This is a genomic window from Desulfovibrio faecalis (assembly GCF_053570625.1).
The window spans coordinates 3,504,398-3,528,344 of sequence record NZ_JBRBQR010000001.1; the positions used below are offsets into that span (position 1 = coordinate 3,504,398).

Consider the following 23,947-nt stretch of genomic DNA (forward strand, 5'->3'; position numbering starts at 1 on the left):
TCGTTTGATGTGGAATTCATGAAGCCACTACGACCTGAATCGGGGCCGCAATCAGGTAGACCATGGTGATGAAGTTCTCCACGTTCCGGTATCCTCGGGCCCTGGCCCTTGCCGCCTGGAACAGGCCATTGAAGCCTTCGAGCCTCGCATTGGTGTGCAAGGAATGCCAACGATGAAGGATTCGCGGCAAATGCCTCTCAAAGCTGGCCAATGCTCCGCGCACGGGTTCCAATAGCGGGCAGTCGGCCGCGTACTCGGCGGCATGCTTGAGAAAATGGGTTATGCGCCACTTGGCGGCCTGCTTCGATTCGGCCCGTCGAACCCAGCGCAGAAGTTCTTTGACACGGTAGGCCTTGGCGGTAGCGAAGCCCTGCTCGACGAGTTCCAGGAGAGCACTCTCCTGATTCTGCGTGCGTATTGTCTCGGCGCCCTTGAGTACGGCCCAACGGGTGTGGTCCGGCAGCTTTGACTGCCTGGCCTCAAGCTTTCTGACGTCATCGACGGCCTTGGTGAAGAGTTGGACGACATGAAACCAGTCGACTGTCACCGAGGCAGACTTGAACTTCTGTTCGACGGCGGAGAGGAACGCAGGCGACATGTCGCAAACTACCTCGACGATGTTTTCAGGACAGCCTTCATGGGCTTCAATGAACGCGCAGAACTGAGTCAGGCATTCCTTGCCCTTACCTGGAGTCGCGAAGATCACGGGCCTGTCGGAACGATCCAGGTCAATGAAGACGGTGATGTAATTGTGCCCACGCTTGGACGCGGTCTCATCCAGACCGATGGCCTTGATGTCTTTCAAGTTCAGCGCATTGATGGCTTTGGCCACATAGTGATGGACGATGCGCCACAGGCGGGTATCCGTGACCTCGACATGACGCGCTACGGCATTGACCGGCATCTCTCGAACGAGGCTCATGACAACCTGCTCAAAAAGCAGGGTAAACCGGCTGCCTTCCCTGGCCCATGGGGCTTCGACGCGTCGGATTCCATGTTCCGGGCAATTGATCCTCGGCAGTCGGGCTGTGAGGTAACAGTGATGCTGGAAGAAGTTGAGATGCCGCCACGTGAATTCCTTGAAGTCGTGAGCCTTGCACGCGGCTCCGCACTCGGGACACGGATACAGCGCTCCGCGGTCGGCACCGATCTCCAGGTGGAGCTTGGTTGGCGTATGGTCGGTATCAAGACGTTGGCTCATAACTTTCCAGGGCGGCGTGAGGCCGAGGCCCAAGGCAAAGATTTCTTCAGCTTGCATGGCAGTCCTCCTAAAGGAGGGCTATCCAAACTGATTGAGGTCGGTCAATTCCACATCAAACGACGAAGAACCACTATTTTGCAGTCTCTGGCGATAGTCAGTCCGTCATCATTGAGTCGTTGCGCCTATCATAGTCTGGTAAGTTGCAACCCTTTGTCCGTGTTTCATGGTTGTGCTAGCCCCTAACTACTCTGGCCCTTCTAGGGCTTCCATGCAGGATTTGACATCCATTGTGTTGTTCAGCCGTGTCAGTCCAATGCCTCCAACCCATCTTGTGTATTAGTGCCCGGTTACGTCCAATTTAGCGGCCCAATGTTGCAAATCTTGTCTCGTCTGCGTGATCCGCGAAATGGAGTCAAAAAACAGCTCGTTTTGACCTTACCCCACTGCGCATACCACTTGTAAGTTAGTGGTTCCCACTGGGTTGCAGGTTATATTCTTTTCACGGAACTCTTCCGGCGTCAGCCAGCCCAATGAGCTGTGCGGTCGCTGCTGGTTGTAATCCTGCCGCCAGGCTTCAACTGTCCTGCGGGCATCGTGCAGGGACAGAAACACGTTCTGATTTAAACACTCATCCCGGAATTTTCCGTTAAAGCTTTCAATGTGCCCATTATCTGTGGGCTTCCCCGGACGAGAGAACTCAATCTGCACACCATGCTCAAAAGCCCATGTATCCAGGGCCTTACCGCTAAATTCCGGCCCATTATCAACCTTGATTCGCTGTGGCAACCGACCTTGAAGGCGTAGTCTTTCAAGGACGCGCACAACTCGTACTCCAGGCAACGACATATCCACTTCGAGTGCGGGGCTTGAACGATCCCACAGATCGGCAATTGTCAAAATCCGGATGCGTCGCCCACCCATAAGGGAGTCGCTTACGAAATCCATCGCCCATTGTTCATCTGGGCCAGCAGGGCCAGCCTGGACAATACGGGCATGGCTTGGACGCTTCACTCGCTTGCGGGTACGCAGTGAAAGGTTTTCTTCCTGGTAAATCCTTTCTGTCCGCTTATGGTTCTGCACCAGCTCTTCCCGACGCAATAATTCGTGCAAGCGCGGAGAACCGAAACGCCGCCTGTCATTTGCCAGTTCCAGCATCCGAGTCCGCAAAAGAAGATCACGGTCCTCAGATGGTGGCCGTCTGGCTGAACAGCGATTAAACTGAATCACTCGGCAAGCCCGCCGCTCTGAGTAGCCATGCGCAGTCTGAATGTGATGCACGGCTTCCCTGTTGGCTGCGGGCCTCAAAAGTTTTTTGAGATCACGTCCTTCAGGACGACGATATCAAGCGCTTGTTCGCCCACAAGTCTTTTCAGCCGGGCGTTCTCTTCCTCCAACTGGCGCAAACGCTTGGCGTCAGAGATGTTCATCCCACCGAACTTGCTGCGCCATTTGTAAAAGGTCGCATCCGAAATGCCATGCTGACGGCAAAGATCGACAACGCGAACGCCAGCCTCGGCTTGCCGCAATATCCCAATAATCTGTTCTTCGGTGAATCTGCTACGTTTCATTCTTGTGCTCCTATGCCAGGAACACTAACTTTTCAATGGCATACTTTTCGGGGGGAGGGTCATGTCGCTGTGCGGTCGATTACGGCTTTGCGAAAATGGCCTGGATCGGCTTTGTCAACGAGGAGGGCTCGCTGCTCGAACCGGTCGCCTCGTATGGCGACGACACGGGGTATCTGGATGATCTCTTGATTCCAATGGATGAGGGGAACCCGCTTTCAAGGGCACCTGCCACCACCTCGATCCGCAAGGATCAGGCAATATGGTATCAGGATTTCGCCCATGATCTAGAGATCGGTCCCACCTCGCAATCTTGGCATGAACGCGCGGCGAATGCCGGCATTCACGGGCTGGCTTCCCTCCCGTTGCATCGCGCTGGTTCTGCGGTCGGGTGCCTTGTCATCTACGCCGACACGGTCGATGCCTTCGATGAGGAGGCCCGCAAGCTTTTGATCGAAATGGCGATGGACATCAGTTTCGCGCTGGGCAATTTCGCCCGGGAGGCCGAGCGACTGCATTCGGCAAAGGCGCTGTGCGCCAGCGAAGCGCGCTATCGTCTCGTTTTCAAGACCAGCCCGAACGCCATCGCCATCAACCGTCTGGACGATGGGGCTTATGTAGAGATCAACGACGGATTTACCGGCATGACGGGCTTTGGCCAAGATGATGTCCGGGGACGCACGTCCTTCGACATCGATATCTGGGGCGATCCCGAAAGTCGTGTGTATCTGGTTGAACGACTGAAGCAGAATTCCATCTGCCAGAACATCGAGACCCAATTCAGGAAAAAGAACGGGGAACTACTTTGGGGTTTGATGTCTGCGTCGGTCATTGAACTCGATGGTGTACGCTGCATTCTTTCCGTCACACGGGATATTACCGATATCAAGAAGGCCGAGGAGGAGATCAAGACCCTCGCATTTTACGACCCGTTAACGCATCTGCCCAACCGGCGGCTTCTGATGGACCGCTTGCAGCAAGCTCTCGCCCTTTCCACCAGAGACATGTGCAAGGGCGCCTTGTTGTTCATTGATCTCGATAACTTCAAGACCCTCAACGACAGCAGTGGCCATGCCATCGGCGACCTCTTTTTGCAAGAAGTTGCCGAGCGTCTTGTCGCCAGTGTGCGCGAGGCCGACACCGTGGCCCGACTGGGCGGAGACGAATTTATTGTGCTCCTCGAACAGTTGAGTAAATCTATTGAAGAAGCGGCAAAACAGGCCGAGGGAGTCGGCGAGAAAATCCTTGCCGCCATCAATCACCCTTATCAGCTTGCCGACAGAGAATACCGAGGCACGACCAGCATCGGCATAGCCATGTTCGGGGGGCAGCATGAGAATCCTGACAAGCTTCTGATGCAGGCCGATATGGCGATGTATCAGGCTAAGGCGGCAGGACGCAATGTGATACGCTTCTTTTCGCCTGACCTCCAGAACACCCTTGATTCCCGTGTGGAGACGGAGAATGACTTGCATCTGGCCATCGAAAGAGAACAGTTCTCTCTTCATTACCAACCGCAATGGGATAATGGCAGCCTTGTAAGTGCCGAGGCGCTGATACGTTGGAATCATCCGGAGCGGGGCGTGGTGGTGCCGGGAGACTTCATTCCCTTGGCCGAAGAAACCGGGTTGATCCAGCCATTGGGGCAGTGGGTGTTGCAAACCGCCTGCCGACAGATTGCGGCCTGGAGTGACCAGCCGGACATGGCCCATCTCACGCTCGCGGTCAATGTCAGCGCCCTTCAGTTCCGGCAGCCGAACTTCATCGAACAGACGGTTACGACGCTGGAGCAAACTGGGGCCGACCCTCAGCACCTCAAGCTCGAGCTAACGGAAAGCATGCTGGTGGATAACGTCGAGGACGTCATCACCAAGATGTTGGCTCTGCGGTCACGTGGCGTGACGTTCTCGCTGGACGACTTCGGGACCGGCTACTCGTCGCTGTCCTACCTGAAACGCCTGCCCCTGGACCAGGTGAAGATCGACAGGTCGTTCGTCAAGGATCTGCTGACGGATGCCAATGACGCGGCCATCGCCCGAACCATTGTCGCCCTGGGACAGGCCATGGGGCTGTCGGTTATCGCCGAGGGCGTGGAAACCGAAGCCCAGAAGGGCTTCCTCACCAGCTTGGGCTGCAAATCCTTTCAAGGGTACCTTTTCGGGCGGCCAATGCCCCTTGATGCGTTTCAAGCGCTGGTTCGCTGTGGAGTTGTGTGACACCACAGGAATTATTGAATTCAGAAGGTTAGAGTCTGTCCTTTCACGCCGTCGACAGGGGTTCAAATCCCCTTAAGGACGCCAAATGTAGGTATCAAGAAGAACTCCAAAATGCGTAACTGCTTTGGAGTTATTACTTTTTTGTTCCAGTATCGTTTCCCAAAGTGCGCCCAAGTCACCTTGTATCCGCACATTTTGTAGGTATAAGAAGTGAACCCACTTCTGAGAGACCGCTTATTAAAATTGATTGTAGTTTAGAGATTTAATTATATATTAGATGATGAATTTATACAAAAATTAATTTGCAATCCATATTTGTAAGTACACTATCAAAGGTAGTCGATTTGTTGGAAGACCGTTGGAGGTTAACTACAACCTGTAGTTTGGGGTTACTTTACCAATTGCCTACGTTGAGTAGGGATATTATCTATGACCATGTCCATAAGCTGCTCGATATTATAATTATGTGCAGCAGAATAATAGACTGGCAAATTAATTTTTACTCCGGTACTTTCTTGGATTCTAATCTGAAAGCGAAGAGACATATTTTCCAAAAAATCTTTTAACGGTTCTTCAGGCTCATTACGTTGTTTATCCCAAAATCTACCTTTCATAGCCATATCAGCTTGATTAATCGCAACTAAAATTCGATCTGCTTGGATGTTAGGAATAATTACGTCACATAAGAGTTTGTTTGTGGTTCCCAAGTCTCTATGAGACCCTTCAATAACAACTAGAGCCAAGTCAATGAAGCCATGAGTTATATTATCTCTGGTATAAGTTCTATAAAGTAAATCTATAATCTTTTTTGAATGAATACGATCGGCTTCAACACCGTCACCTAAGCCTGGTGTATCCCAAAAGCGCGCCACATCACTTAATTCATAACTTGTTAAATCCATTGTTTCTGGGTCAACACCACAACCGACAGTTGCTACCGTTTCACCAAACAGTACGTTGATAGTAGTAGATTTACCAGCACCTGTCACACCAGTTATCATCACGTCAAGAGGATAGATAGACATAGATTCAAGTTTTTTTTTAATGTCATTCTTTCTATATGGTGAAAACATATCGGCCTCTTGTCGTGATAGATATTACTTGTATGTTATTGATGTAAAATTACAGTGGATCTAACTCTACCAAAAAGAGAAAAAGCTTTTTATTGCACCAACAACTGCCCCCGCAACAGTCCCTACTGTCTTGCCAATAAATTCGCCTGTCTTACCAAATATCTTACCTATGTTACCACCAATTTCTGCTCCGTCTGCCGCATATTCGCATACTGTTTGAGCAAATGATTTTTTTATCTCTTCTTGATAATCTTTGAGTTCGTCATTGTCGCTCCAAACTTCACAAGACTTATTAAGATTTTCAATGTATCCTAATCTCTTTTTAGTTGGAGTATTTTTCACAATATAGTAAAAAAGCTTTGAGAGATTATATGGATTTTGCTTTTGATCTCCCTCTTTATATCCAGCACTGTAATAGATGGGAGTTGTATCAACCCCGGTTCCTTCTTTAATTCTTCTCTTAACTGACGCTACTTTCTCATCGAGAAACTTAATAAGCGGAAGTTCAGGTTTATTTTCAATATCATTCCAATATTTTCCTTTCATAGCTATGTCGCATTGATTTATTGCAACGCGGTTTCAAGTTCAAAGTGCAACACCCAGTCCTTGGGTATTGGCGTCTTCTAAAAAAACTTCATAGGGTGTCTTAAACCCAAGGCATTTTCTAGGCCGCCAGTTCAAGCGGCACATTGCCGCTATGATCTCATCTTGCGTGACCGATGCCAAGCTTACCCCCTTGGGGAAGTATTGGCGTAGAAGGCCATTGGAGTTCTCGTTCAAGCCACGCTCCCACGAATGGTAGGGGTGCGCAAAAAATCCCTGAGCCTCGAGTGTAGCTGACACATCGGCATGGTAGCTGAACTCCTTGCCGTTATCATAGGTAATAGTCTGAACAAAGTCCTTAATGGGTGTCAAGAGTCCTTCAATGACCCGCCTTACTTCGCTGGCGCTTTTGTTGGGAGCCTTGCCAAACAGGAAAAGACGGCTTTTACGCTCTGCTAGTGTTACCAAAACGGGGCCTCCTTTACTCCCTTCAACGGTATCAGCCTCCCAGTCACCAAGGCGCGAACGCTCGTCAACAATAGGCGGCCGTGTGTCTATGCTGATACGCCCCTTGATTTGACCTCGTCTGTCAGGTTTGCCATATCGTCGTTTGCGTTTGCGCTGGCAGCGCAAATGGCTGTGCAGCGTCCCTCCTCGCCTTTTGTCCGCCAGAATGTACTGGTAAATCCATTCATGACTGAGGGCAAAACCTTTGCGTTTGAGAACTCCAGAGATTTGCTCCGGACTGAAGTCCTGGTGCAGACACTGTTCAACATACGTCCATACCTCAAGGCTAATGCGCTTCTTCCCTTTACTGGTCTGCCTTTTCTGACTGCGCTTGTGTGCCTGCCTGTAGCGGTAGCCACGCGCCCCGGTATTTCGCGCAAGTTCGCGGCTTACAGTTGAGACGCTACGGCCTATCGCTTTGGCTATGGCCCTCAGTGACGTTCCACTTTTCACTGCCTGGCAGATGTAGTACCGTTCTTCCCTGGCAAGGTGTGCATAGCCCATACGCCCCTCAATCTTTGGTTGGATGGAGAGGCTAAAGTGCTATACCACCTTGCCTTTTCATTCAACCTTGAGGGTGTTGCACTTGCAAGTTGAATCCGCCCAACTAAAATGCGTCCTTCACGCTCTTTTCCCAAATTTGGAATTATGACTGAATTGATAAGTTCATATGATGTTCCAAGATCACGAGAACCACCATCAAGAATGACAAGCACAAAATCTATGAGTGCTTTTCCGTTTTTATCTCGCTCGTGTAATTTTTGTGTTATGTTTTTAGCGTGGCGCGTGTCAGCTTCTTTTCCGTCTCCTAATCCAGGGCTATCCCAAAGTATTAAATTTTTTAGTTCATAACGGCTGATATCCATTGTTTCTGGATCAACTCCGACTCCAACCCTTGCAACTTCTGTACCGAACAGTGCATTGATCGTAGAACTTTTTCCGCACCCTGTTGCACCAGTAATCATTAAGTTGATTTCTTGATTTTTTAGCTGAAGAATGTTTTTAAAAAATCTCTTTTTTTGTTCTTCTGACAAATCAGAATTAGAAACATCGTGTTCCATTGCTGAGTAAATATCATTCTTGTTTTCCATCAGAATCTCCATTTATTTATTTGCAAGAAAAATGATGCTTGCAAATTTATATTTTTGATACCACATTTTTTTGTTTAAGCTTGATATTTAATATCAATATTTATGCCTTTTAAGATAAAGGCAATATGTTTCATGACTAGTACAATGTTGACCTAAGTCAGCACAATGCTGTGCTGTCAAATAAATAAAGTGAATGTTATATATTCGTAATTTCCTAGCATGAAAGACTTCAGTTGGAAAGTGTGTTTTTACGGTTGTTTGTGTGGTAACTGATGTTCAGACGGTGACTGTGCGCGGCAGGCCTGGATGACGACAGGCAAGGATAATTATAAAAGATTATTGCATTGATTCTGTGATAAAAGCATATTGCAACTTGCATAAAGCATAATTGCAAAAATTTTTACATTATTTCATTTTGTAGGTATATATGTGGGTATCTACATCTTTACAGAAAAACTTTACAATAATATTGACGCCTTAACATAAACATCGTCGCCCCTTAAGGACGCCAATTAAGAAGTATCGGGTTACATCGGAAGATGTAACCCGATACTTGTATGAAGCCCCCACCGCTAGTGGTATGCCCCCATCATGTTTTCAAAGTTTAAGCCCTGTGGGGTTTTTTTGCTTTGTCTACCTGATGGGGGGGCATACCATATACCGGGGGCTTTTATTACGTTAATCAGCCGTTAGCGCAGTATCTGCGCCGTAGAAACGCAGGGCAGGCCAAAGGCCTCGGCCACACCGGCAAAGGTGCACTGGCCGTTGACCGTATTGAGGCCGCGCTCAAGAGCGATGTTGTCACGGCAGGCGTTTTTCCAACCCTTGTCTGCCAGCTCCATGGCAAAAGGCAGGGTGGCGTTGGTCAGGGCGTAGGTAGAGGTAACCGGCACGGCCCCGGGAATGTTGGCAACGGAGTAATGGATGACGCCGTGCTTTTCAAACGTGGGTTCGTGGTGGGTGGTGGGCCTGCCCGCCGTGGTTTCAAAAGAGCCGCCCTGGTCAATGGCCACGTCCACCACCACGCTACCGGGGCGCATGGTTTTGATCATGGCTTCGGTCACCAGCTTGGGGGCCATAGCGCCGGGAATAAGCACAGAACCGATGACAAGGTCGGATTCCTTGACGGCTGCGGCGATGTTGTATTCGTTGGAAGCAAGCGTCTGCACCCGCGAGGAGAAAATATCGCCAAGATAGCGCAGGCGGTTCAGATTGTTGTCCAGAATGGTTACTTCGGCCCCAAGGCCAATGGCCATCTTGGCAGATTCTGTACCCACCGTGCCGCCGCCCACAATGGCAACCCTGGCACGTTGCACGCCAGCCACACCGCCCAGCAGCATGCCAGCGCCGCCAGCCTGCTTGGTCAAGATGTACGAGCCCATCTGCACGGCCATGCGGCCAGCCACTTCAGACATGGGAGCCAGCAGGGGCAGGCTGCGGTCTTGCGGCTGCACAGTTTCGTAGGCAAGGCCCACAACGCCGGATTTGAGCAGAGCGTCTGTGAGTTCCTTGTCGGCGGCCAGATGCAGATAGGTAAACAGCAGCAGGCCGGGACGGAAGTATTTGTATTCGCTGGGCAGGGGCTCCTTGACCTTCATGATCATTTCGGCCTTGGCCCAAACATCTGCCACCGGCAGCATACTTGCTCCGGCCTTGGCAAATTCGTCATCACCTATGCGGCTGCCAAGCCCCGCACCGCTTTCCACCAGAACCTTGTGCCCGTGATCGGTTAAAGCCTTCACACCCGCAGGGGTAATGCCCACACGGTATTCATCGGCCTTGATCTCCTTGGTGACGCCAATAATCATGGATAATCCTCGCAAGCTTATGGTTGGCGCGCGACCAGTGTTGTGTGGTCACGCAGGTTGCATGCATTTGTCCATGGTCTGGGGCGTAGGGGGGATGACGCCTTTACGGGCTGGCCTGAGCCACCCGATGGGAAACCGTATATTTTTTTACGTTTATCGGCAATAAAATTGATTATTCATTGGGGCAGCTTTTATAGGCAATCGCAAAGTGTGCGCTCGCGCAGTGATTTAAGCCGCACGCCGCCGTTGAGAATTTCACCCCGCAGTTCGCGCAGGCGGCGGTCGAGATCCTGGGGGGTGTTTTTGCCAGCCGCCGCCTTGAATGTGGCCATGTCGGTGATATCAACACCGCCGTTTTGCAGATCGCGCACCAGAATCTCCTTGCCCGCAAACTTGCCGGAAGCAGCAGCGGCCACAATGTCGTAAACGGCCTTGTTGGGGTGCTTGAGAATGGAGGTGATAACGTGGCCGGGCAGCTGGGCGTCCTTGTTGGTATCAAGGCCCACGGCGTAGGCGTTGCGCGCCTTTACTTCCTGAAGGGCCGGGCCGTTGCCCGCGCCACTTGCCAGCACCAGCACGTCGGCACCTTGATCCAGTAATTTGCGCGCCGCAACGCGGCCAGCTTCCGCATCGGCAAACGAACCGGTGACCACATTAACCACGCGAATTTCGGGGTCGATAACCCGTACGCCCTCGGTAAAGCCACCCAGCAGCGAACGCATGGAGGGGCAGTCCTCGCCGGTTATCCAGCCCATGACCTTGCTGCCGCGCATGCCGGGCAGGGATGTCTGGCGGGCTACCATGGCTGCGGCGGCTCCGGCAAGGTAGGCCGCATGCTCGTCGGCAAAGGTTATGGACATGATGTTGGGCGCACGCACGCCAGCGTCGATGCAGCCAAACATGGTGCGTCGAAAGTTGGCGGCGTTGTTGCGCAGCACTTCGTGCAGCCCGCTGGAGGCCACCAGTACAAGATCATTGCTGGCCGCAGCCGTGCGAAACATCTCCTGAAGGGCCGCATCATCGCGACCCTGCTGGGCCACTACGACCGAGGCCCGCACGCCCAGCTCCTGTTCGGCTTGCCGCAGACCAGCCACCAGGCTGTCGCTCCAGTCGTTATCGCCCGTGGGTGTTTCAAGCAGCAGTGCAACGCGCAGCGAACCCTGGGGCTTGCTTTCATCCGGGTTGGGGGCGGCGCCACAGGCTATGGGTAATAATGCCGCAAGGCTGGCAAAAAGCAGAAGGGCCGTTATGTGTCTGGCAACGCGCTGGGTAAGCATGGTGTTTCCTTACATTCACAAGATGGTTTGCCTGCATCGGCGGGCAGTTGTGTCCATTGCCATGTTTCAGCCTGGGCACTGCATGGCCGGGACACAGCGCGGATCAACGATGGATTTTACGCGGTATGTGCAGCCGAGCCGCAAGCGCAGGGGCAATATAGCGCCGCGTAAATTGCGGTGCAAGCTGGCTGTGTATGCTGCGGCACGAACACGCAAAAAGGGAATAAAAAACTTTTTTTTAATAAGTATTTGATGGGAGCAAATTTAAATTTATATATAATTGGCTAAAATTATTATAAATTTGAGTATTAAAACCTGTCTGAAAAGTTCATTGATTAATCAAACAAGTAGGAGTACATACCTTGACTTGCAAATGTGAAATAAATAACGTGCAACTTGTGAACAAAATAACATGATGTGCGGTTTTGCCGTGTCGGCATTTCTGCCTGAAATACTTGAAAATTATTGCAAGGAAGGTTCCCATGTCAGCCCATGCACAGCCCAGCTGGTTTGATTCCCAGGCCATAGAAAAAGCATTGGAAAGAAATAGCGCTCCTGACAGCGCCGAGCTGCGCGATATCCTCAACAAGTCGCTTGAGCTGCAACCGCTGTCGATGGAAGAAACCGTGGCGCTCATGCGTGTGCAGGACGGCGTGGGTATTGGCCGCATCATGGCTGCGGCAGACGAGGTAAAGCAGAAGGTGTACGGTGACCGCATTGTGCTTTCCGCACCGCTGCACATTTCGAACCACTGTGGCAGCGAGTGTCTGTACTGCGCCAACCGCAAGAGCAACAAGGCCATTGAGCGCAAGTACATGACCCCGCCCGAAATGCGTCAGGCCGCTCTCAAGCTGATCCGGCAGGGACACAAACGCATCTTTCTTGTGAGCGGGCAGCTGCCCAATGCGGATATTGAATATCTGGCCGAGGCCATAAGCATTCTGTACACGGCCTTTGACGGCGTGGGCGAGGTACACAGCGTCAACGTCAATGTGGGCGCGCTTGAATCACACGAATACGCGGCCCTGCTTGATTCGTATGTGGGAACCATGCTCATCTATCAGGACACCTACCACGAGGCCAGCTACCGCGCAGCCCATGTGTCCGGCCCCAAGAGCGATTTTTACGCACGCCTCAACGCGGCAGATGTGGCCTTTCAGGCTGGCGTGCCCGACGTGGGCGGCGGCCTGATGCTGGGCCTTGGCCCGTGGCAGTACGATCTGCTTGGGGTGGTGCAGCATCAGGCGCATTTGCTGCGGGCCTACAATGCTGGCTGCCGCACCCTGAGCCTGCACCGCATGCGTTGCGCGCCGGGCAGCAACATGCAGACCCCGTATCCCGTGAGCGATTCGGACTATCTGCGTTGCGTGGCCATTGCGCGTCTGGCTGTCCCCTATGCCGGTATCATTTTGACCACCAAGGAACCGGCGGGCCTGTGGCGCGATGGGTGCAGCGCCGGTGGTTCGCAGCTGCTTACCGGCAGCGTGGCCAATCCCTACGGCAACTGGATTGACGATGATGAACAAAAGGTGGCCTTTCCCATTGGCGAAGACTGCCATGTGGATGAAGTGGTGCGCTTTCTGCTTGAAGAAGCCCACCATCTGCCGTCCTTTTGCGCGGCCTGCCCACGCCTGGGCCGCCGGGGTGACGACTTTTTGGCCATGGTGCGCGAATGCGGCATGAAAAATCAGTGCGGCCCAAACTCTGCCGCGTCCTTCCAGGAATTTTTGCTGCACTATGCCACGCCCTATACCCGCATGATGGGCGAACAGCTGCTGACCGAAAAGCTGGAAAAAATGACCACCGTTGAACTGGGCGCGGCCAAGAGGCTGCTTTCCAAGGTGCGCGCTGGCCGTATCGACGAATTCATCTAGCAGACCGCTTGCGCTAAAACCCTCAACAGCAGGCGAGTTCTGTGATTAACGCAAAAAGGCGGGCAAAAGCCCGCCTTTTTGCGTTGCAGATCAGAGAATGGCTGTTGCGGTAAGTCTAGATAAAGAAAATCCAGGTCATCAGGGCAAACAGCGGCACAAGAATGCACACAGACCACGCAATGTAGCCAAAAAAACCGGGCATGCGCACGCCCTGGTCTTCAGCTATGGCGCGCACCATGAAATTGGGCGCGTTGCCAATGTAGCTGCACGCCCCCATGAAAACCGCGCCGGCAGAGATGGCCGCCAGCGTTTCGGGCGTCTGGTGCATGAGGTTTTGCGCGTTGCCACCGGCAGTGTTGAAAAAAACCATGTAGGTGGGTGCGTTGTCCAGAAAGCTGGTAAGAATACCCGTAAGCCAGAAGTACATGGCGTTGACCGGCTGCCCGTCGCGTGAAACAAGCTCTACCAGCGGGGCCAGCGCGCCAGATGTGCCAGCCTTGAGGATGGCCATGGCCGGAATCATGCTGACAAAAATGCCAAAGAACAGCTGGGCCACTTCCTCTATGGGGCCCCACGAAAATCCGTTGAGCTCCCGGCACTGGCGGCTGGTATGGCGCAGTGAAAGCCCGGCAATAACCAGCAGGGCCGCATCGCGCAGCACGTTTTGCGCCTCAAGGGGCACGCCGCCAATGGTTGCCACTGTTCCCAGGGGAAACAGGCCAGAAAGCAGCACTGCAAGCACCACGCCCAGCAAAAACAGCAGATTGATCTTGCCGTCAAGGCCCAGCTTTTCCTGCCGCGCGGTGTCGGCCCCGGTAGCCGGGGGGGCGGGCGGCACAGGGCGGCCCTCCTTGTTGTAGAGCACCGTATCAATAATAAAATAGAGCGCCAGCAGGGCTACAGAAAGGCAAAGGGTTTTCAGAAAGAGGTGCGATGTGGTCCAGAAAAAATCCACGCCTTTCAGGAATCCCAAAAAAAGCGGCGGGTCGCCCAGGGGTGAAAGTGAGCCGCCGATGTTGGCCACCAGAAAAATGAAAAAAACAACAGAATGCACACGGTATTTGCGGTGTGCGTTGGCGCGCAGCATGGGGCGCACCAGCAGCATGGCAGCACCCGTTGTGCCCATCCAGCTTGCCAGTACCGTGCCCAGCGCCAGAATTCCCAGGTTCACCGGCGGCGTACCAGTAAGCGAACCCTTGAGGCGCACGCCACCGGCCACGGTGTACAGCGAAAACAGCAGTACTAGAAAAGGTATGTAATCCAGCAGGATGCTGTGGCAGAATTCGTAAAAGGTCACGCCAGGGCCGTAGACAGCCAAACAGGGAATCAGAAAGGCCAGAGCCCAGAAAATGGATATCTTGCCCCGGTGGTGCTCCCAGAATACGTGGGCTGTCAGCGGCATTACCGCGATGGAAAGCAGCATGCCCCCAAAGGGTATGATCCACCAGACGGAGAGGGAACCTGGAACAGAAAGATGGTCGGCAGCGGCAAGGGCCGCACTGGGAGCGAGCAGCAGGGTGCTCATTATAAGGGTAAGAAAGCGGAATAGAGTCATGTTGCTCCTGAAAAAAGGTCGCGGTTTCAAGTTCAAAGTGCAACACCCAGTCCTTGGGTATTGGCGTCTTCTAAAAAAACTTCATAGGGTGTCTTAAACCCAAGGCATTTTCTAGGCCGCCAGTTCAAGCGGCACATTGCCGCTATGATCTCATCTTGCGTGACCGATGCCAAGCTTACCCCCTTGGGGAAGTATTGGCGTAGAAGGCCATTGGAGTTCTCGTTCAAGCCACGCTCCCACGAATGGTAGGGGTGCGCAAAAAATCCCTGAGCCTCGAGTGTAGCTGACACATCGGCATGGTAGCTGAACTCCTTGCCGTTATCATAGGTAATAGTCTGAACAAAGTCCTTAATGGGTGTCAAGAGTCCTTCAATGACCCGCCTTACTTCGCTGGCGCTTTTGTTGGGAGCCTTGCCAAACAGGAAAAGACGACTTTTACGCTCTGCAAGTGTCACCAAAACGGGGCCTCCTTTACTGCCTTCAACGGTATCAGCCTCCCAATCACCAAGGCGTGAGCGCTCGGCAACAATGGACGGGCGTATGTCTATGCTGATACGCCCCTTGATTTGACCTCGTCTGTCGGGTTTGCCATATCGTCGTTTGCGTTTGCGCTGGCAGCGCAAATGGCTGTGCAGCGTTCCTCCTCGTTTTTTGTCCGCCAGAATGTACTGGTAAATCCATTCATGACTGAGGGCAAAACCTTTGCGTTTGAGAACTCCAGAGATTTGCTCCGGACTGAAGTCCTGGTGCAGACACTGTTCAACATACGTCCATACCTCAAGGCCAATGCGCTTCTTCCCTTTACTGGTCTGCCTTTTCTGACTGCGCTTGTGTGCCTGCCTGTAGCGGTAGCCACGCGCCCCGGTATTTCGCGCAAGTTCGCGGCTTACAGTTGAGACGCTACGGCCTATCGCTTTGGCTATGGCCCTCAGTGACGTTCCACTTTTCACTGCCTGGCAGATGTAGTACCGTTCTTCCCTGGCAAGGTGTGCATAGCCCATACGCCCCTCAATCTTTGGTTGGATGGAGAGGCTAAAGGGCTATACCACCTTGCCTTTTCATTCAACTTTGAGGGTGTTGCACTTGCAAGTTGAATCCGCCTTGCTTCAGAAAGGTACAGATAGTTAATATATTCTCCTTCTTCTTTGAGCAGAGCAGATTTTAGATTCTCGCTCAGTGGTAAATCCTTAAGAATAATAGCCATAGGGGTCTTCAAAATTACCTCCAACAAAGAAAACATACCCACTAAAAAAAGACTTTCTTTTTGATTGCCGTCAACGGCTACCACAGAACCCAGCTTATCTAAAAAAAGCGCTCGCTGGAGGGCCATTCGGAGCATTTCAGGGTTAGAATGACCACCTAGCACATCGGAATAAAGTATTAGACGCAGCCAATGGCGCAACTGCTCAAAGCCAAGCAATGTTATAGCCTGCCGCACTGATACAATTTTTTCGCGAAAAGAAAATGCAGAAGAATTAATATATCGAAGCAGCCTGTACGTAAGGGAAGCATCGATCTGAATTGCTTTTAGGATAGCTTCCGTATCTAAATCTTTCTTTTCAATTTCAGCAGCAAGATTTAAACGTGAAGCTACTGCACTACTAATCTTATTACCAGATAATATTTGAGGCTTTGCAAAGTAATATCCTTGAAATAACATAAACCCGTTGCTCCGCAATGCAGAAAACACTTCTTCAGATTCAACTTTTTCCGCCAGAAAAACACATGGAACATTGGAGAATTTTCTTTTAATTTCTAAAATATCTTTAATAGCCTTTCCGTAGCAGTCCAGCTTGATTATATCAATGAATGAAAATAGTGGCCTGTATTTTTCTTCCCCAGCAAAGTCATCTAAAGCTAGAATATACCCCCTCTCTTTCAGTTCCTTAAGCCTCTCTATTAACTCATCACTAACTGGAATATCTTCCAAAATTTCTACCACTGTAGTTGGGGAGGGAAGAGCAAGAGGAAATCGGTCAAAGATTAGACTTTGCGTAAAATTAATGAATATTTTAAGAGAGCTAGCCCCTCCTGTTGTCGCCTGCAAAAAGCCAGACGATGCAACCGCCACGCTAGCAGATTCCGGATCATCAATTTCAGCATAATTAGCGGAAAGACCATTCCGAAAAAGTAGTTCGAACCCCCACAAATTCTCATTTTGATCAAAGATTGGCTGACGGGCGATGAAAAATGTCTGCGGCATGCTTTTCCTAGCTCCTTCATCTTGAAATAATTTGATATGTGTTATAATTATCATTATTGGCAACATAAATCAATCGCATCATATTTTTTAGCACAACTTAAACAAGTTTATAATATTTTTTGTATGCACAATTCATTCTGGGTTGCTGTTCTGCTCTGTCAGGCATAACATTTTAACTTAAAACCGCGCTTAAAAATAAGTACTGAGAGCCCACGATAGCGTAAAAAATCATGCTGATTTTCCCTTTACAGTTCAATCGAGGCCAAACATGTTTAAGTTGGATACAATACACGGGAAATTCATCAAATACACTCTTTTACTTTTGATAGTACCATCTTCAATATTTTTAACATCCTATTTCTGTTCCCTCAGAAAAGATGTCATCGCAGACGCTTACACTGACATCAGCGATGAGGTCACCAATCAGCAAACAGCGATTTCAGGCTGGTTAACCCACCATGAAGATCTGCTTAAATTCGTTGCATCAAGCCCCAATATCGTGCAACAGCCAGAAACAATGCGGGGCATTTTTCAAGCATTTCTGGCAGCACACAATGGCATTAGAAGTATCATTTTTTTTGACAAGCACGGCGGAGTCAAGGAAAACACATCCCCTACTACAGATGTAAATGTTGCCGACAGAGAATATTTTATTCGCGCACGCAATGGCCAAGCAACCACTACGTCCCCTATAGTAAGTCGACTTTCTGGCGAGTACATTGTCATCATGTCACAGCCAGTCTATGGTAATGCAAAGGAATTTGAAGGCGTAATAACCGCTGCCATCAGCTTTAAGACCCTGCTTGAAGAATTTTCTCTTTCCGAAACCAACAACTCTGCACGCCCATATTTAATTGACGCACAAAGCCAGACCTTTCTGTCCAATATGGGCAAAAACAAGGCCCAAACGATTATTCCCCCGCAAAAGGCAGATGATGCCCCCCATAGCTATATCAATTCAAACGGGGTTCGGGTTCTTGGCGTTAGTGCGCCCATAAATGACGGCAAGTGGCACATTGCCATTGAAAGGCCATATAGCAGCATTCTAGGTAGAATGGACTCCTTTTTATTGCAGTTTGCTTTTGGCTTATTGCTAAGCATTGCAATACTCTTTCCACTTATAAAAAAATATATTTCTACAGTTGTAAAACCGATTGAAACAATATCAAATCTTTCAACAGAACTTTCACACAACATATCAGATGCCGCTTGCCCATATATAAACACAAACAACATGCCACAAGAAATAGCTTTATTATGCCATAATTTCTGCGAGATGTCAAAGAAACTGTCCTTATATGTTCAGGAACTGAAAGAAAGCAGCCTGACCGACCCCCTAACGGGCCTTGCAAACAGACGCTGCCTTGAAAAGGATGGGTGCAAACTTATTGAAATCTGCCGTCGCAGCGGCGTTACCTGTTGCTGTCTGGTACTGGATCTGGACCATTTCAAACACGTCAACGACACCTATGGGCATCAGACTGGCGATGTGGCCCTGCAAACTGTCAGCACCATCTTGAAAAACGGTTCTTCCGGGTTTTCCGTGGGTAACCCCTGTCAGGAACTGGCCGGGTAGAGGTTTAGACCGCCACAGAAGAAGTAGATGGCTGTCTTGAAATGCTCCCGGTTCCTATAACCGCAAGCCTTCCTCTTGATGGCCATGATCTTGCTGTTGAGGCCCTCGGCCACGCCGTTGGTGATCCTGTGGCGGCAGAAGGTCAGGATGTTCTCAAGATGTCTCTGAATCAGTCCGCCCACTTTGCGCATTGGGGCAAGATCTGACCTGTTCACCCAGACCAGCCATCGCTTCACAAAACGTCTGGCCCATCCCGTGCTCAGGTACTTCCAGACGTCGTTCAGGCTTTCCTTCATGGCCCAGGCCTTGGCCACCTTGAGGTTCGCTGTCTTCAAGGCCTCCAGGGCTGGCCGGTGTTTGTCCGGCAGATTCTCCTCCCGGTATAGCCAGAGGAATTTCGTGCCCTTGAGTCGATGGTCATCCTGACTTGTGAGTTCGCGGTGCTCTTGCTTGCGTACCCGGTCCACAGCCTCGCCTACGTGTTTCATGACGTGGAACCGATCGTGAACGATTTTCCCCGCCGCGTCCGGCACATGTTTGAGCGTAGCTTTAAAATAGGGCTCCCACATGTCCATGGCCACGGCCTTGATCCGCTCCAACTGCGCCTTGGTGAACTGAAGGTAGTACCCCTCAAGGCTTTCGGCCTTACGCTCGTCGGCCACATACTCCACCGTGCTGCCGATCAGATCACAAACCACGGTCACATAGTCGTGCCCCTTGCGGAATGCCTTCTCGTCAACGCCAAGATACCGCGAGGGATTCGATTGCTTGCGCTCCCGGCCCCGGCGCACCGCCCTTTCCATGACACCCCATGCTTCGTCCCAGGTGATGCGCAGGATGCGCCGCGCTCCTGTTACGGTGGCGCACTCGGTCAGCACGTCGATGATCAATCGCTCCATCAATATGGTGAAACGTGCCTTGGACTCGGCCCAAGGCACGTTGACCTGAAGGACGCCATGCTCGGGGCAGTCCACTCGGGGAATCCGAGCATGCAGGAACGTCTTGAACTGGCACGTGTCCAGATGGCGCCAGACACGAGGCTCGGCATGGTCGCGGCAAGCCAGCTCTCGACCACAAGTAGGGCAAAACCAGCGAACACCAGGACCATGCTCCACGCGGATGTCTACCCGACCTTCCGCCGTGTCCAGTTCAACAGCCTCAACAAACCAGGGCTCGGTCAGCCCGAGAATCCGAAAATATAGGTCCGTATCCTTCATTGGTGCCCTCCGGGAAGGACATTAGCAGATCAGCTACCCACGGAAAACCCGGAAGAGCCTGGATATCAGCGCCTTTCCTGCGAGCGACCTTCAACAGACGCTCACGGGTCATCAGGGGCTTTGTTCTGGCGTCATTGCGAATCTCTTCTGGAAGTGATGCAATTTTCAGTATTTCGCTTGTGGTACTTTTCTTCTTGCCAATTATTTCAGCAATCTCATTGCTGGAGCAATTCTTCTGCTTTTGCAAGGCAGCTACAGACTCAGCAAACTCAATAGCTGTCAGGTCAGATCGAAGTATGTTTTCCATCAGGGCAAGTGTTAGAAGGTCGCCTTTAACATACTTGGCTTCTATTGTTCCCTTCCCCAACTGCTTGTGAGCCCGCACACGTCTTTCTCCAGAGATGATTATCAGCTTACCCTCATGGCAGGTAAAGGTGATGTTTTGCAGGAGGCCGTTAACTTCAATGTCAGCTGCAAGGGCTTTGATCTCATCTTCGTCAAAATACTTCCTGGGCTGCTCAGGGTTAGGCATCAAATTGTTTATATCTATTGAGTATATTTTTCCGATTTCATATTCACGATCTTGAGATTCAGACATAATCCCTCCGATAATCAATGAATACAGCTTGTTGTAGCAGTTCGGCCAACCGAACTGCTACTGAGTGTAGGTAAAATTTGATTCAAATCATAGTAGGTGTCAATCCTGATGGACTTGACCTGGATCACGCGCTGAATCGTTGCCGCAGCCAATGCATAAAGTTTGTGCGTTCGTAGGCAATTTTTTTCCCCAGCCGAACTCGTACAGAGGGGCCTGTGCCCAGTGCGTCTGCATTGGACATCGTTTTAGGGGTCAGCAGCCCCCCCATACACTTTGATGCTACATCCCGGGTGAACACCGGTGGAAGTTCTTTTTCCAACGCATTGAAAAAACTCTCCGTACCATACATATCCACAACTCTGGAGTGGCTTATCTTCATATTGATATTGGCCTCATTGGGTTGAAAAGTATGAAATTGGGCATAATATAGGGGGTAGTGAAAATTAATTCACTGCCCCCTGCTATGAATGTTTCGCACACTCGCACATGCCGCACACGATAATTTCTGCTATTTCTGAAATAACTCTCAGAAAACATTATCGTCCATGTCTTTATCTTCGTAGTCAATTTTTTTGCCCAAAGGCTGATGAACTTCTGCTGTATCTGGATCATCATATAGATTTTTTTTGATAATGGCGAAACCTCTAGGCCGGTTGCTGTTATCGCCCTGCCAGAATTGTTCCCGAATTTCACCGTATTTAGTTAGTGCCAGCAGCCCCTTTTCCTTCAGATTTGCCACAAAAGACTTGTACTGATACTCCTTGCAGATTTCAGACACAGCGTACGAGCGCGGTATAAAGAAACAATCTTTTCCATCAGACGTGAGTTTCTTTATTGGATAGTCATCACCGCATTTCCCATAGAACCCATTGCGAGCTTGAGATAAAAGTTTTTCTGTGGCTTTTTCAATCTCAAAATCAACAGCGCCATTCCTGTCCCGCAGCCACCACTCAAAGCAACTTTTCATTGCTGTCATTGCTTCCCCTGTTGGCCAGGGAAGAATGCCGAGGTCTATCGCGGCTTCTCCTACACCTGCGAGAAAAGCAAAATGATCGGCTACCCGCCTAGCTTGGGACGACAAAGAGTTGCGGTCAAGCCCATCTAGAAATTGATCCATATGTTTATTGACCGTATTGCAAATACTATTTTGATCGGCTTTGATGTGTTGAATCATCGCCCGTAACGGCGCACCACGATATTGTTTACTATTCTGTACCAGCATGTCGGAAAAGGCGCCTGCATGCATGCCATCAGGTATAATCGTGAAGATGCCGTGCCCAGCACCTCCGTCTGCGAGTATACTGATGACACGCACCTCATGCCCGGCCATGGCTTTATTTCTATAACCCTGGTCGGCACGGTCAGATATGGACACTTCACCTGAAGACAAAAATGTCAAATTCCACGTCGGCACGCGACGGCTGACCCCGGTCTTTGAGGAACGTGATTTACCTTGGCCATTGGCAAGCATATAGGCCACCTGTGCCACAACGTCAGGATCGCACTGGCTAATTTCATCAAGCAAAAGGCTGTTGTCATTATGCTGTTCTGCGATGCCTTCCAGTCCATTATCTGTTGTTCGCCATGATTTTAGCTCGCCCCCGGTGACGGAACCCGCTATATGAAGACTTGTGGTTTTGCCACTGGAAGAATTACCGTAGAGGTGAATGCCAAAACCAGAATGTCCCATGAACGCCAGCAGGGGGCCAGAAAGGGCCGCAATGGTCACCACCTGCAGGAGCGGATTGCCCTTGCAATATACGCCCACGTGCTTTTTCCATTCTTCAAGCGTACCTCTTTGCTCAAATAGCTTGGATGCAACTGGAAAGCGTGAGCAAAGGTATTCACTGCAACCATCCATCTCTCCTAAATCGAACGGCACAAACATGTTAGCTTTTTCAACCCAGCCATTCTTTTCAACGATCAATGCCCGCTGTTTCGGGGTTGCCTTGTTGAGATATTGAAGAAGCCGTTGACGAGCCTGCCTGCCTGGTTCCAGTTGCAACCCCGCCTCCGACAGCAGCGCAAGCGCTTCATCGCCAGAACCATTCAACGATGTGAAAGGAACGCGGCATTGATGCAACACTCCATCTGGATCACGGACTTCGATGATTTTTGACCATCCGCAACTTTCGGCGTCCCGAGCAGAGGCTTTTACGTCAACATAGGAACTGACCAGCTCAAAGACAGTTTTGTCAGTGGCATCAGGGTAAAACACAAGTCCCTCATCCAGCACGGCAAAGGCTCCCTCTTCATTGGTGGCAAGTTTTCTTCGATAAATGTCCATAGGACATTTTACCCGACAGCAACCTGAACAAGGAAATACGTTTTGAATTTCCTTGCAAGTGACGGGTGGATAGCTGTAGGCATTGCGTAGCTTTTTACGTGCCCCATCCTCATTATAGCGCAGAGGATCAAGCTGGCTGTACACGTGAAATAGCTTTTGCCCTAATGCACCACAGTGGGCCATAATTCTGGCGAGAACAAACCACTGAGGCTCTGTAACTTCACTCGCATGCTGAGCGCAAAAAGACACGAACTCGCACTCCGTTTCAATGCTTGCAATCTGGCTGCTGGCATTCCGCCTGTCTGAGGGAAGGCAAACGAACTTTTTGGCTTGTAAATAAGCTTCTTCCAGCAGAGGAGCGCATGTGATGCCCTCACGAATGCCTTCCCCATCAATATGCCGGTCTGACCTGACGATTTTTTCAAAAAACGCGGCATCATTGTGCATGATTTCGTCATATGTGACAGGCACCTTGTAATTGCCATCCGCCCGCTGAATATGGGGCAGTCTGATGAGTTGGCCTTTCCCGCCCTTGAACCCGTTTAGATCAATACAAAGGTCTTCTAGGACAAACTTACGACTTTCTTTGAGTGCATCGAGGGTGGCACCGTCCCACAGTTCCTTAGTTGTGACCATGTTGAGAATCTGGTTCAGCATCTGCCGATAAATGGCAGGCAGTTCAATATCACCCGCTTCCGAGCCAATGACTTCTCTAGGGACAACAACATGAAAGCCCTTTCCTCCGCTGGCGTAATAATGCAGGTCTTGGGGATTTACCCCGTACTTATTAAAAATTTGAAGAAAAGTGCGAACAGCTTCCAGGGCTTTGTCAATATCGCCAACTTTGCCCAAAGGATTGCCATTGTTGTCACGCAGCTCTTTCTTGGCGTCAAAATCTAGCACCATATCTCCATAGCGCATGGGCTGGGCTTTGCCTTTTTCAACAGGGTGGCTAAACTCAAAGATTGAGATAGCTGTATAACCATCAAGTACTGCTTCTTTGATGTCTTCTTCTGAAGCAGGGTACACGCTCCATTGGCGAGACATTTCCGCAAAATCTGCGTGCTCTTGGTCGGCATGGCCCGCGTAGACTATCCTATTTTCCTTCTGTCCAGTTGGCGTAAGTGAACAATTCAAGCTTTCCATGATAAATCCTACTGAGTATGCGTGTGATAGTCGTTCAGGGCCACAATGGTCTGCATCGGGCTATTACACATATACTAACCAGCAGAAAAGTATTCTTTAATTTTTTTGGAAATGCGTGCTTCTGTGCTGTGCGGCGTGTGCGAGCTGTGCGGAAGTTCATAACGTTAGGAAAAGGTTAGGCATTAGGTCAAAATGTCGAACAGCGTCATC

General features: G+C 50.6%; 17 protein-coding genes. 3 read left to right on the forward strand and 14 right to left on the reverse strand.

Features of this window, described 5'->3' with window-relative positions; all coding sequences use genetic code 11:
* Positions 1-16 precede the first annotated feature (16 nt).
* Both ACUZ79_RS15385 and ACUZ79_RS15390 read right to left on the reverse strand, forming a co-directional pair.
* The gene (locus tag ACUZ79_RS15385; protein ID WP_449250523.1) at positions 17-1,258 is read right to left on the reverse strand and encodes an ISL3 family transposase; all 1,242 of its coding nucleotides are present in this window, start codon (positions 1,256-1,258) and stop codon (positions 17-19) included.
* A 378-nt stretch (positions 1,259-1,636) separates the two neighbouring features.
* A protein-coding gene (locus ACUZ79_RS15390; protein WP_449250966.1) for an IS3 family transposase occupies positions 1,637-2,769 on the reverse strand; the annotation gives its coding sequence in 2 pieces (ribosomal slippage) (positions 1,637-2,517 and positions 2,517-2,769; 1,134 coding nt in all).
* Positions 2,770-2,804: 35 nt separating this feature from the next.
* On the opposite strand from ACUZ79_RS15390, the gene ACUZ79_RS15395 reads away from it, so the two are divergent.
* Positions 2,805-4,982, forward strand: coding sequence for a putative bifunctional diguanylate cyclase/phosphodiesterase (locus ACUZ79_RS15395; RefSeq protein ID WP_449252121.1), 2,178 nt, complete (start codon positions 2,805-2,807; stop codon positions 4,980-4,982).
* 389 nt (positions 4,983-5,371) lie between these two features.
* Here the strand turns inward: ACUZ79_RS15395 and ACUZ79_RS15400 are convergent, their stop codons facing one another.
* The 6 genes from ACUZ79_RS15400 to ACUZ79_RS15425 all read right to left on the reverse strand — a co-directional run bounded on the left by ACUZ79_RS15400 (position 5,372) and on the right by ACUZ79_RS15425 (position 11,281).
* Complete coding sequence (locus tag ACUZ79_RS15400) at positions 5,372-6,055, reverse strand: GTPase family protein (protein WP_449252122.1); 684 nt, start codon at positions 6,053-6,055, stop codon at positions 5,372-5,374.
* Between the two features lie 66 nt (positions 6,056-6,121).
* Positions 6,122-6,601 carry a hypothetical protein gene (locus ACUZ79_RS15405; protein ID WP_449252123.1) on the reverse strand — a complete coding sequence of 160 codons (480 nt, stop codon included), beginning with the start codon at positions 6,599-6,601 and terminating at the stop codon, positions 6,122-6,124.
* A 39-nt stretch (positions 6,602-6,640) separates the two neighbouring features.
* Positions 6,641-7,609, reverse strand: coding sequence for an IS30 family transposase (locus ACUZ79_RS15410; protein WP_449252124.1), 969 nt, complete (start codon positions 7,607-7,609; stop codon positions 6,641-6,643).
* Positions 7,555-8,196: a GTPase family protein gene (locus ACUZ79_RS15415; protein WP_449252125.1), complete on the reverse strand. Its 642-nt coding sequence runs from the start codon at positions 8,194-8,196 to the stop codon at positions 7,555-7,557. Before ACUZ79_RS15415 ends, ACUZ79_RS15410 begins: the two co-directional genes overlap by 55 nt.
* Before the next feature lie 689 nt (positions 8,197-8,885).
* Positions 8,886-10,004 (reverse strand): alanine dehydrogenase, encoded by a 1,119-nt coding sequence (ald, locus tag ACUZ79_RS15420; protein WP_449252126.1) that lies wholly within the window; start codon positions 10,002-10,004, stop codon positions 8,886-8,888.
* A 191-nt stretch (positions 10,005-10,195) separates the two neighbouring features.
* On the reverse strand, positions 10,196-11,281 hold the full coding sequence (locus ACUZ79_RS15425) for a BMP family lipoprotein (protein ID WP_449252127.1): 1,086 nt from the start codon (positions 11,279-11,281) through the stop codon (positions 10,196-10,198).
* Positions 11,282-11,763: 482 nt separating this feature from the next.
* Between ACUZ79_RS15425 and ACUZ79_RS15430 the strand changes: the two genes are divergently transcribed.
* On the forward strand, positions 11,764-13,155 hold the full coding sequence (locus tag ACUZ79_RS15430; RefSeq protein WP_449252128.1) for a radical SAM protein: 1,392 nt from the start codon (positions 11,764-11,766) through the stop codon (positions 13,153-13,155).
* Positions 13,156-13,270: 115 nt separating this feature from the next.
* Here ACUZ79_RS15430 and ACUZ79_RS15435 read toward each other — a convergent pair whose 3' ends face one another.
* From ACUZ79_RS15435 to ACUZ79_RS15445, 3 genes are read right to left on the reverse strand one after another with little or no spacing between them, the layout of a single operon-like run.
* Positions 13,271-14,710, reverse strand: a complete 1,440-nt coding sequence (locus ACUZ79_RS15435; protein WP_449252129.1) for a sodium:proton antiporter — start codon at positions 14,708-14,710, stop codon at positions 13,271-13,273.
* Positions 14,711-14,742: 32 nt separating this feature from the next.
* The gene (locus tag ACUZ79_RS15440; RefSeq protein ID WP_096152589.1) at positions 14,743-15,711 is read right to left on the reverse strand and encodes an IS30 family transposase; all 969 of its coding nucleotides are present in this window, start codon (positions 15,709-15,711) and stop codon (positions 14,743-14,745) included.
* Positions 15,657-16,913 carry an EAL and HDOD domain-containing protein gene (locus ACUZ79_RS15445; RefSeq protein ID WP_449252130.1) on the reverse strand — a complete coding sequence of 419 codons (1,257 nt, stop codon included), beginning with the start codon at positions 16,911-16,913 and terminating at the stop codon, positions 15,657-15,659. The genes ACUZ79_RS15440 and ACUZ79_RS15445 overlap by 55 nt, the downstream gene beginning before the upstream one ends.
* 268 nt (positions 16,914-17,181) lie before the next feature.
* On the opposite strand from ACUZ79_RS15445, the gene ACUZ79_RS15450 reads away from it, so the two are divergent.
* Positions 17,182-18,489 (forward strand): sensor domain-containing diguanylate cyclase, encoded by a 1,308-nt coding sequence (locus tag ACUZ79_RS15450; RefSeq protein WP_449252131.1) that lies wholly within the window; start codon positions 17,182-17,184, stop codon positions 18,487-18,489.
* Here ACUZ79_RS15450 and ACUZ79_RS15455 read toward each other — a convergent pair.
* The 3 genes from ACUZ79_RS15455 to ACUZ79_RS15465 form a co-directional block, all read right to left on the reverse strand.
* On the reverse strand, positions 18,471-19,706 hold the full coding sequence (locus ACUZ79_RS15455) for an ISL3 family transposase (RefSeq protein ID WP_096152604.1): 1,236 nt from the start codon (positions 19,704-19,706) through the stop codon (positions 18,471-18,473). The genes ACUZ79_RS15450 and ACUZ79_RS15455 overlap by 19 nt on opposite strands.
* Entirely contained in the window at positions 19,648-20,304 is a 657-nt protein-coding gene (locus ACUZ79_RS15460; protein ID WP_449252132.1) for a ParB/RepB/Spo0J family partition protein, read from the reverse strand. The genes ACUZ79_RS15455 and ACUZ79_RS15460 overlap by 59 nt, the downstream gene beginning before the upstream one ends.
* A gap of 526 nt (positions 20,305-20,830) precedes the next feature.
* Positions 20,831-23,737, reverse strand: a complete 2,907-nt coding sequence (locus tag ACUZ79_RS15465) for a DUF927 domain-containing protein (protein ID WP_449252133.1) — start codon at positions 23,735-23,737, stop codon at positions 20,831-20,833.
* Positions 23,738-23,947 lie beyond the last annotated feature (210 nt).

What these genes read in the sequence shown, in the direction of transcription:
- ACUZ79_RS15465 (WP_449252133.1), bottom strand. Translation starts at nt 23,737, where the DNA reads ATGGAAAGCTTGAATTGTTCACTTACGCCAACTGGACAGAAGGAAAAT.
- ACUZ79_RS15385 (WP_449250523.1), bottom strand. Translation starts at nt 1,258, where the DNA reads ATGCAAGCTGAAGAAATCTTTGCCTTGGGCCTCGGCCTCACGCCGCCC.
- ACUZ79_RS15440 (WP_096152589.1), bottom strand. Translation starts at nt 15,711, where the DNA reads ATGGGCTATGCACACCTTGCCAGGGAAGAACGGTACTACATCTGCCAG.
- ACUZ79_RS15460 (WP_449252132.1), bottom strand. Translation starts at nt 20,304, where the DNA reads ATGTCTGAATCTCAAGATCGTGAATATGAAATCGGAAAAATATACTCA.
- ACUZ79_RS15415 (WP_449252125.1), bottom strand. Translation starts at nt 8,196, where the DNA reads ATGGAAAACAAGAATGATATTTACTCAGCAATGGAACACGATGTTTCT.
- ACUZ79_RS15445 (WP_449252130.1), bottom strand. Translation starts at nt 16,913, where the DNA reads ATGCCGCAGACATTTTTCATCGCCCGTCAGCCAATCTTTGATCAAAAT.
- ACUZ79_RS15435 (WP_449252129.1), bottom strand. Translation starts at nt 14,710, where the DNA reads ATGACTCTATTCCGCTTTCTTACCCTTATAATGAGCACCCTGCTGCTC.
- ACUZ79_RS15400 (WP_449252122.1), bottom strand. Translation starts at nt 6,055, where the DNA reads ATGTTTTCACCATATAGAAAGAATGACATTAAAAAAAAACTTGAATCT.
- ACUZ79_RS15405 (WP_449252123.1), bottom strand. Translation starts at nt 6,601, where the DNA reads ATGAAAGGAAAATATTGGAATGATATTGAAAATAAACCTGAACTTCCG.
- ACUZ79_RS15455 (WP_096152604.1), bottom strand. Translation starts at nt 19,706, where the DNA reads ATGAAGGATACGGACCTATATTTTCGGATTCTCGGGCTGACCGAGCCC.
- ACUZ79_RS15450 (WP_449252131.1), top strand. Translation starts at nt 17,182, where the DNA reads ATGTTTAAGTTGGATACAATACACGGGAAATTCATCAAATACACTCTT.
- ACUZ79_RS15395 (WP_449252121.1), top strand. Translation starts at nt 2,805, where the DNA reads ATGGCATACTTTTCGGGGGGAGGGTCATGTCGCTGTGCGGTCGATTAC.
- ACUZ79_RS15425 (WP_449252127.1), bottom strand. Translation starts at nt 11,281, where the DNA reads ATGCTTACCCAGCGCGTTGCCAGACACATAACGGCCCTTCTGCTTTTT.
- ald (WP_449252126.1), bottom strand. Translation starts at nt 10,004, where the DNA reads ATGATTATTGGCGTCACCAAGGAGATCAAGGCCGATGAATACCGTGTG.
- ACUZ79_RS15430 (WP_449252128.1), top strand. Translation starts at nt 11,764, where the DNA reads ATGTCAGCCCATGCACAGCCCAGCTGGTTTGATTCCCAGGCCATAGAA.
- ACUZ79_RS15410 (WP_449252124.1), bottom strand. Translation starts at nt 7,609, where the DNA reads ATGGGCTATGCACACCTTGCCAGGGAAGAACGGTACTACATCTGCCAG.